Genomic DNA, 8,608 nt, shown 5'->3' with positions numbered 1-8,608 from the left:
GTTCGGCCCGGCGGGGCTGGTCGGCCGTTCGCTGTTCGCGTCGGCCCGGCGGGGCTGGTCGGCCGTTCGCTGTTCGCGTCGGCCCGGCGGGGCTGGTCAGCCGGCCGCTGCTTGCCTCGGCCCGGCGAGGTCAGCCGGCCGCGCGCACCAGCAGCCAGGCGGCCAGGCCGAACCCCATCATCGCCACCGCGGCCCGCAGCACCCGCGGGTCGAGGCGGCGGGTGACGGCGGGCCCGAGCGAGCCGCCGATCCCCGAGCCGATCGCGAGTGGCACGACCGCCCACCAGGCGACGTCGGCGACGACCGCGAACATCGCCGCGGGCACCACGTCGGCGCACGCGGTGAGGGCGTTCTTCAGCGCGTTGGCCCGGACCAGGTGCGGCTCGACCACCAGCAGCACGATGGCGAGGGTGAGGATGCCGGCCCCGGCGCCGAAGTAGCCGCTGTAGACGAACACCGCGAAGAGCGCGACCGCCGCGACGACCCGGAGCCAGGCCGCGCGCCGGTCCCCGGACCCGGCCGCCGCCGTGCCCGCGGCGGCGGCCGCCGTGCCCACGGTCGTGGGCGTCGTGTCCGTGGCCGTGGCCGGTGAGGGACGGCCGGCCGACGGGCGGACCAGCACCAGGACCGCGGCGAACGCGATCAGGAACGGCACGATCCACGCGAACACCCCCGGCGGCGTCACCAGCAGCAGGACCGCCCCGGCGGTGCCGCCGACCACCGCGCCCGCCGCCCACCACGGCAGCCGGCGCCGGTGCACGCGCAGCTCCGGCCGGGACGCCGCCGAGGAGGCCACCGCGCCGCTGATCAGGGCGACCGTGTTGGCGACGTTGGCCTGCAGCGGGGCCAGCCCGACGGCCAGCAGCGCCGGGTACGTCACCAGCGACGTGATCCCGCCCGCGGTGCCGATCACCCCGCCGAGCACTCCCGCCAGGACGAGCAGCACGGTCCGCACCGGATGACGGTACCCGCCACCGTTGACATCGACGGTAACCATACCTAGGCTGCCTAGGTATGGACGTCCGGGGACATCTGGACCTGTTGCTGCTCGCCGTGCTGGCCGACGCCGGCCCCGTGCATGGCTACGCTCTGATCGCCGCGCTGCGCGAGCGGTCCGGCGGCGTGTTCGACCTGCCCGAGGGCACCGTCTATCCGGCGCTGCACCGCCTGGAGCGCGACGGGCTGGTCGCCAGCCACTGGGAGCAGGCGGTGCCCCGCCGGCGCCGGGTCTACGCACTGACCGCCGCCGGCCGGGAGACCAGGACGGTGAAGCAGCGCGAGTGGCGCAGCTTCGTCACCGGCGTCCAGTCCGTGATCGGTCCCGTCCCCGGGCCGTTCGCCGGGCCGGTGACAGCATGACGGGCGCGTCGGAGGGGCCGGCGTCGGCGGGGCCGATCGAGCAGTATCTCGACGAGTTGTTCGACCGGCTGGCCGGCACCGGTGCGTCCGGTCGCCGCGTCCTCGCCGAGGCCGAGAGTCACCTTTTCGCCGCGGCCGAGGACGGTGTCGGTCGTGGCCTGGACGCCGAGGCGGCGGAGCGGGAGGCGGTCGCCAGGTTCGGTGCCGCCGCCGACATCGCCCGGCAGGTCCCGCCCGCGCGGGAGGGTGTCCGCGCGGCGCTGCTCCGTCTCGCCGTCGGGGTCTGGGCCGTGGCCGGTGGCGCCCTCGCGTGGTACGGCACCAGCGGCGTCCTCACCTCGCTCCTCGCGCGGCCGTGGGCGCGGCTGCTGGTGGCGACCGACCGGTTCGGCAGTCAACCCGACATGTGCGGCCGGCCCTGGGTGCCGCCGGTGGAGGGCCTCGACTGCGTCGCGATCCATCAGGCCCACATCACCGCCGTGCCGGCCGGTGGGGCGGGGTTCCCGTTCGCGGTCGTGGCGGTCGCCGGGTTCGGCCTGCTGCTCGCCCTGTTCGCGGCGCGGTGGCTGACCCCGCTCGGCACGACCGCCTGGACCCCGGCGCGGCCCGTGCTGGGGCTGGCGTTCGCGGTGCCGTTCGGTCTCGCCGCGCTCCTGCTGCTGTTCTACGGCGTCTTCGGGGCCTTCGCGTTCATGCAGGACTGGACCCTCAGCTACGTCGTGTCCGGCCTCCTCGCGGGCATGATCAGCGTGGCCGCCGGGCTGCGGGCCCGGCGGCGCGCCGCCGCGGTGTAGCACCGGGGTCAGTCGAGCATCGCGCCGCAGGTCATGTTGAGGGCGGTGCCCGTCATCGTGCGGGCCAGGTCGGAGGCGGCGAACACGGCCAGGTCGCCCGCGTCGGCGAGGGTCGCGGCCCGGCCGAGCAGGGTCTGGCCGGTGATGTCCGCCTCGATCGCGGCGCGGCCCGGGACGTCCGCGGGGATGGCATCGGGCAGGCCGCCGGTGCGCAGGGTCAGCACCCGCACGCCGTGCGGCGCCAGCTCGGTGGCGAGCTGCCGGCGCATCTGCTCGACCGCCTCGAACGCCGTCTGCAGGCCGCCCAGGTGCAGGTCGCGCGGCGGGTGGCCGGAGCCGCCGAAGAACAGCAGCACCCCGCCGCCGGCGCGGGCCATGTGCCGGCCGGCGGCGCGGGAGGTGATGAACTTCGACCGTACCGACTGCACGACCGGCGCCAGGTAGTCCTCGACGGTCATGTCGAGCATCGGGGTGCCCTGTACGTCGGCGTCGGCGATGACGTTGACGGCCACGTCGATGCGGCCCGCCGCCGCGACGACGGCGGCCGCGTGCGCCTCGACGGCGTGCTCGTCGAGCGCGTCGACGACGGCCGTGCCGGCCTGCCCGCCGGCGGCGCGGACGTCCGCCGCGACCGCGTCCAGGGTGGCGAGGGTGCGGCCGGCGAGGAACACCCGCGCGCCCGCGCGGCCGTACGCCCTGGCCATGGCGCCGCCGACCGAGCCGCCGCCCCCGTAGATGATCGCGTTCTTCCCAGCCAGCAGCATGATGGTCCCCTCCATGTCGGTGTGCCTGTCACCGGTACAACCCCCGGCGGCGGCGCGACTCATCGCGGATCGAGAAACCCGGGCAGGCCGAACGCGGGGAACAGGGCCGGGCCGAGGAACGACACCACCTCGGCGACCCGCGACCCGCGCACCGTCACCAGGTCGATGCTGGCCGCCTCGTAGCGGTCGCGCAGCAGGTACGTGCCGAACGCCGGCCGACCGTTCGCCCTGGCGGGCAGGAACCGCCACCGGTGCCGGACGGGACCGTCCAGCAGGAACGCCCGGATGGCCGGGGCACCGCGGTACACCTCGGGCAGCGGCGGCATCGAGTACTTCGCGTCCTCGGCCAGCATGCCGGCGATCGCGTCGATGTCCCCGGCCTCCCAGGCGGCCCGGTAGGCGGCGGCGATCCGCAGCGTCGCGGGGTCGGCGGCAGCGGCGGGGTCAGTGGCCGGCAGGACCTTCCGGGCCCGCTGCACGGCGCTGTTGACGGCGGCGACGGTCGTGTCGAGCAGCCCGGCGGTCTCCGCAGCGGAGAAGCCGAGCACCTCCCGCAGCAGAAGCGCCGCCCGCGGGCGCGGCGGGAGGTGCTGCAGGGCGGCGACGAACGCGAGCTCGACCGTGATCCCGGTGAGCGCGTCGGGCCACGGCTGCAGCCACAGCGGCTCGCCCTCGGCGTCGGTGGGCGGCTCGCGGCGGCCGCGGCGGTCCAGCATGGTGAGGCAGCGGTTGGTGGCGATCCGGTACAGCCACGGCCGCACCCCGGCCTTGTCCTCGAGGCCCGGGAACGCCTTCCAGCCCCGCAGGAACGTCTCCTGCACCGCGTCCTCGGCGTCGTGCAGCGACCCCAGCATCCGGTAGCAGTGCGCGAGCAGCTCGCCGCGCAGCGGCTCGGCGAGGGTCTCGAACGTCACTCCACCGAGTCTAGAGCTGCGCTGATATCATGTATCTCCCATTCTTTTAATAGAGAATCTGCCGGAGCTGGTGCGGTGTCCGTCGAGGGTGTTCACGCGCTGGTCAGGCGCACGCATGAGGCGCGCGTCCTGCGTGTCCTGCGGGAGCACGGCGCCCTCAGCCGGGGGCAGATCGCCGCGAAGGTCGGCCTGTCCCGCACCACCCTGTCGGAGATCACCGGCGATCTGCTGTCCCGCGGCGCCGTCGTGGTCACCGACACCGACGCGAGCCTGCGCGCCGGCAGCGGCCGCCCGGCGGAGCTGCTGACGCTCGACCCGTCGTCGGGGCAGTTCCTCGGCGTCGACCTCGGCCACAGCCGGGTCCGCGTCGCCGTCGCCGACGCCGCCCACGAGGTGACGGCGACCGGCCACGCGACCTACGCGCCCGGCACCGGCTGGCCGGAGCGGGTCGCGGTCGCCTTCGACCTGATCGACGACGTCGGCGCCCGTCGCGGCGCCAGCTTCCGCGCGCTGCAGGGCGTGGGCGTCGGCGTCGCCGGTCCGCATCCGGCCGGGCCGGCGGTCGCCGAGGCGTTCCGCGAGCGGTTCGGCGCGCCGGTCGTCGCGGACAACAGCACCAGGTTCGCCGCGCTCGCCGAGGCGATCACCGACGGCCCCGACCTGGACGACGTGCTCTACATCCGGCTCGCCGAAAGCATCGACGGCGGCCTCGTCGTCGGCGGGCGGCTCGTGGCCGGCGGCCACGGCGTCGCCGGCGAGTTCGGTCACGTCCCGGCCGGCGTCCCCGGCGCCGCGGCGGACCCGTGCCGCTGCGGCCGCCGCGGCTGCCTGGAGACCGTCGCCTCGGTGCCCGCGGTGCTGCGCAACTGCCGCCGGCGCGGCCTGGCCGTGCGCGCCGCCGAGGACCTCGAGGCGGCGCTGCGCCGCGGCGACCCGGTCGCCGCCGCGGTGCTTGACGAGGCCGCCGACGCCGTCGGGCAGGTCCTCGCCGCCGCCGCGCTCGTGCTCGACCCGGCCCAGATCGTGGTCGGCGGCCGGCTCACCCGCTGCTGGCCCGGCGTCGTCGACCGGGTCGCCGCCACCATCGCCGAACGCACCGGCACCGGCACGGGCACCGCCGTCATTGGAAGCGGCGCCGGCACGGGCGGCGCCGGCGCCGGGGACCGGATCGTCCGGGCCGCCCGCCTCGGCGACGAGGGCGGCGCGCTCGGTGCCATCGCCGCCCTCTACCGCCAGACCCCGCCGCCCGCCGGCTACCACTGACGCCGGCGCCGCCGATCCGCCGTCACGCGACGTCGCGCGGCACCGGGGGACGCGCCGGGCCGGGCCGCAGGTGCGGCCGCACCATGGCAGGGCTCGGGTTCACGTGGGCCGTACCGTCGAGGACGACGGTCGGGACGGTCTCGTTGCCGTCGGCGACGGCCCGCACGGCGGCGGCGCCGTCGGGGTCGCGCCAGATGTTCACCCACGACGCGTGCCGGGCCCGGCCGAGCAGGCTCAGCCGCAGGCGCAGGCAGTACTGGCAGCCGGGCCGCCAGTACACGACCGGCCTGCCCGACGCTTGCGCCACCGCCGCCGGCGTGTGCCGCGGGAAGCTCAGCGGCGAGAACACGACGGCCAGCCCCAGGAAGACCAGGCCGAACAGCACCGCGGCGCCCATGGACCCGTCGGCGACCTGGTTGGCGGCGATCGCCGTGCCGCACGCCACGAACGCCAGCGGCACCATCCACATCCGGATCACGGCACCACCGTACTGGCTCACGTGGCGCTGCCGGCCGGCGCCTGGGGCACGAGGTTGCCGCGTTCGTCGAGGACCTTGTCGCTCCAGTACCGGTCCCACTCGTCGCCGACGTGGGTCGGGGTCTTGTCCGCCGGGTACCGCACGTAGCCGGCCGGCGGGTCGGTGCCGTCGCGGACGCACGTGCGGCCGGTGGCGTTGCCGACCGCCTTCACCGGGTGCTCGCCGGAGCGGCAGATCCGTTCCTTCAGCGAGCACCCGGTGAGCGAGGCGGTGAGCAGCGCGGCGGCGAGCAGCGGGGTGAGCAGACGCGGGCCCATCCGCCCAGTGTGCGCCTCAACCGGTCACCGGGCACCCGGGGAGACGTCGCCGCGCCCGCAGCCCGATCCGGCGGCCCCACTCGGCGTCCACCGCGCTCCCCGTACGGCGGGTGCGGCAAGTGGGGCCGCCGTGGATCACATGCCGAGCAGTGCCGCCATGATGATGCGCTGCGAGCGCAGCGGCTGCTCCGAGCCGCCCATGTGCAGGGTGTTGACGGAGAAGATCAGCCGCGCCGACAGGTCGCGGGTCGCGGCCATGCCGTTGTTGTAGCCGGGCCGGTCGCCGCTCTTGCCCCACATCGTCACCGGCCCGAGTTCCAGCTTCGTCAGCCCGGCGGTGTAGACCGCGTCCTTGTCATCGGCGGGGTCATCGTTGCCGTCGTACAGGGGCACCCCGGCCGGCACGGTGAACATCTCCTCCAGCTGCGGCTGCGGCACCAGCTTCCCGCTGAACAGCGCCATCAGGAACCGGTCCAGGTCCGGCGCGGTCGAGATGACCGACGCGGCCGACCACTGCAGGGACATGTCGGCGCGGGTCACGTCGACCCAGCCGGCCGCGGTCGCCTCGTAGCCGTGCGCGTGCGGGCCGCGCACCTCCACGTCCCGGCCGGGCGCGGTGGTGCCGCGCAGGCCGAGCCGGTCGACGATGCGCCGCTGGATCTGCGACTCCCAGGTGCGGCCGGTGACCTTCTCGATCAGCAGGCCGGCGACGATGTAGTCGACGTTGCCGTACCGCTGCTTCGTGCCGGGCGGGAACGCCAGGGGCTTCGTCGTGTCGATCTGGCTGCCCTTCGCCCAGCGGTCGTAACGGTGCGCGAGGAACCAGTCCACCTGCTTGTTCGGCACCACGATGTGGTTGATGCCGCTGGTGTACGTGAGCACCTGGCGCACCGTGACCGGTGCCGTCCCGGCGGGCAGCAGGTCCGGCAGGTAGTGCTGGACGGTCTGGTCCAGGTCCAGCCGTCCTTCGGCGGCCAGCTGCAGCGCGACCACCGCGGTGAACGTCTTGGTCATGCTGCCGATGCGGAACCGGCCGTCGCTCGGCACGCTGCGCCCCGTGCGCACGTCGGCGACCCCGGCCGTGCCCTGCCGGCAGCCGGCGGCGTCGTTGATCAGGACGAGCGCCCCGGACGCCTCCTCGTCGGGCAGCCCTTCCAGCGCCCCGCGCAGCGGGGTCCCGTCGGCGAGCGTGGTGCAGCGGTGCCGGCCGGCCTCCCCGCCACCTGCGGCGGCATCCGCCGCGGTGGCCGGTCCGATGACGAGTGCGGCCGCGACCAGGGCGGCAATGGGTACCCGCAAAGCGGACACCTCCCAACGATAGGTGGAAATCTGTCGCATCCACCCTGTCGCCGGCGGTGCCGCACGGGCATCCGGGGTTTACCTCCGGGGGTCCCCCAGAACCGCCCCCGAGAAGCCGTCAGGGTCCTCGACCCACGGCAGGTGGCTCGCGCCCTCCAGCACCACCCGGCGCACCTCGGGCAGCGCCGCGGCGAGGGAGTCCACCGCCCACCGGGGCCGCAGGTCCTCGCTGCCGTCGACGATGAGCACCGGCACCCGCAGCCCGCGGCACCGCGCGGCCAGGTCCGTCTCCCGCAGCCGCCGCGCGATCTCGGCGTTGAGGGTCGCGTTGCACTCGCCGTTGATGTCGAACCACGGCGTCGCCATCGCCTCGGCGTGCGCCGCCGCCCGCGCCCGGTCGGGGAACTCGGCCGTCCACTGCCGCACGACCGACTCCCGGTCCAGCCCGCCGGGCGTGCCACGGGTCCGCTCCCGGAACGCGGGCTTCCAGGTGTCCTCGTCGTCGATGCCGGTGCCGGCCACGTACACCAGCCGCCGGACCCGCTCCGGGTGCCGCAGCGTGAATTCGAGGGCCAGGTGCGCACCCCAGGAGTGCCCGAGCAGCGTGGCCGGCCCGTCGGCGTGCGCGTCGAGCACCGTCCCGAGATCCGCGATGCTGCGGTCCAAGGTGTACGGCCCGCGCCGCTGCGACCTGCCGCACCCGCGCTGGTCCCAGCGCACGGTCCGGTAGTGCCCGGCGAACATCGTGGCCAGGTCGCCGGCCATGTCCCACAACCCCGGCCCGCCGTGCACGAACACCAGCACCGGCCCGTCCCCGCCGGCCCGCGTCCACAGCCGGCACCCGTCGCCGGTCAGCACCGCGCGGTCGCCACGGCTCATCGGGGGCAGGGCGTGCAGCGCGTCGGTCAGGGCCGGCCAGGGGAACGGAGGTGGTGGGGTCGTGGTGTCGCTGTCCAGGGGCGGCACCGACGCCGGGTCGAACAGGACCGTCACGCCCCAGGAGCGCAGGGTGCGCAGGCCGGCCTGGAAGGCCGGGTGGTTGGACAGGCCGACGTTGGGGGTGGGCACGACGATGACCGGGCGGCCCAGGCCGATGCCCTCGTTGAGCAGGCCGAGGGCGAGGGTGTCGCTGATCCCGGCGGCGAGCTTGTTGACGGTGTTGAAGGTGGCCGGGGCGACCACGAACGCGTCCGCGGGCGGCAGGACGTCGGGCTCGTCGGGCTGCTTGTACCGCGACCGCACCGGATACCCGGTCTGCGCCTCCAGCGCGGCGGCGTCGAGGAACTTCAGCCCGTCCGGGGTGGCCACGACGCAGACGACCCAGCCGTCGTCCTGCGCGGCGGCGACGAACGCGGGCAGGTCGGCGGCCGGGCGGCCACCGCAGGCGACGACGTACAGCACCGGCATGAGGCACAGGCTA

9 protein-coding genes and 2 pseudogenes are annotated in these 8,608 nt (G+C 75.5%); 3 read left to right on the top strand and 8 right to left on the bottom strand.

From position 1 onward, the window contains the following. Nucleotides 1-130: 130 nt before the first annotated feature. The gene (locus tag AB0H83_RS42695) at nt 131-955 is read right to left on the bottom strand and encodes a sulfite exporter TauE/SafE family protein (RefSeq protein ID WP_360106439.1); all 825 of its coding nucleotides are present in this window, start codon (nt 953-955) and stop codon (nt 131-133) included. A 59-nt stretch (nt 956-1,014) separates the two neighbouring features. On the opposite strand from AB0H83_RS42695, the gene AB0H83_RS42690 reads away from it, so the two are divergent. Together AB0H83_RS42690 and AB0H83_RS42685 are read left to right on the top strand one after the other, a co-directional pair. Next, nucleotides 1,015-1,359, top strand: coding sequence for a helix-turn-helix transcriptional regulator (locus tag AB0H83_RS42690; RefSeq protein WP_360106436.1), 345 nt, complete (start codon nt 1,015-1,017; stop codon nt 1,357-1,359). Beyond that, nucleotides 1,356-2,153 carry a permease prefix domain 1-containing protein gene (locus AB0H83_RS42685; protein ID WP_360106433.1) on the top strand — a complete coding sequence of 266 codons (798 nt, stop codon included), beginning with the start codon at nt 1,356-1,358 and terminating at the stop codon, nt 2,151-2,153. The genes AB0H83_RS42690 and AB0H83_RS42685 overlap by 4 nt, the downstream gene beginning before the upstream one ends. Nucleotides 2,154-2,161: 8 nt before the next feature. Here AB0H83_RS42685 and AB0H83_RS42680 read toward each other — a convergent pair whose 3' ends face one another. Continuing rightward, a complete protein-coding gene (locus tag AB0H83_RS42680) occupies nt 2,162-2,932 on the bottom strand; it encodes an SDR family oxidoreductase (RefSeq protein WP_360106430.1) in 771 nt (256 codons plus the stop codon). A gap of 44 nt (nt 2,933-2,976) precedes the next feature. Continuing rightward, a complete protein-coding gene (locus AB0H83_RS42675) occupies nt 2,977-3,831 on the bottom strand; it encodes an RNA polymerase subunit sigma-70 (RefSeq protein ID WP_360106427.1) in 855 nt (284 codons plus the stop codon). 75 nt (nt 3,832-3,906) lie between these two features. Here AB0H83_RS42675 and AB0H83_RS42670 point away from each other — a divergent pair, with 75 nt between their 5' ends. Then, a complete protein-coding gene (locus AB0H83_RS42670; RefSeq protein ID WP_360106424.1) occupies nt 3,907-5,094 on the top strand; it encodes an ROK family transcriptional regulator in 1,188 nt (395 codons plus the stop codon). A gap of 22 nt (nt 5,095-5,116) precedes the next feature. Here AB0H83_RS42670 and AB0H83_RS42665 read toward each other — a convergent pair whose 3' ends face one another. The 5 genes and pseudogenes from AB0H83_RS42665 to AB0H83_RS42645 all read right to left on the bottom strand — a co-directional run. Next, nucleotides 5,117-5,563: a glutaredoxin domain-containing protein gene (locus AB0H83_RS42665; RefSeq protein ID WP_360106474.1), complete on the bottom strand. Its 447-nt coding sequence runs from the start codon at nt 5,561-5,563 to the stop codon at nt 5,117-5,119. A 26-nt stretch (nt 5,564-5,589) separates the two neighbouring features. After that, the gene (locus AB0H83_RS42660; protein ID WP_360106421.1) at nt 5,590-5,889 is read right to left on the bottom strand and encodes a hypothetical protein; all 300 of its coding nucleotides are present in this window, start codon (nt 5,887-5,889) and stop codon (nt 5,590-5,592) included. 135 nt (nt 5,890-6,024) lie between these two features. Further along, nucleotides 6,025-7,188: a serine hydrolase domain-containing protein gene (locus AB0H83_RS42655; protein ID WP_360106418.1), complete on the bottom strand. Its 1,164-nt coding sequence runs from the start codon at nt 7,186-7,188 to the stop codon at nt 6,025-6,027. A 78-nt stretch (nt 7,189-7,266) separates the two neighbouring features. After that, a pseudogene (locus AB0H83_RS42650) lies at nt 7,267-7,935 on the bottom strand (alpha/beta hydrolase); the annotation flags it as partial. 135 nt (nt 7,936-8,070) lie between these two features. Further along, nucleotides 8,071-8,595, bottom strand: a pseudogene (locus tag AB0H83_RS42645) (flavoprotein); the annotation flags it as partial. Nucleotides 8,596-8,608 lie beyond the last annotated feature (13 nt).

This window comes from Dactylosporangium sp. NPDC050688, assembly GCF_040654515.1.
GTDB lineage: Bacteria > Actinomycetota > Actinomycetes > Mycobacteriales > Micromonosporaceae > Dactylosporangium.
This window is presented reverse-complemented; position numbering and strand designations above follow the sequence as displayed.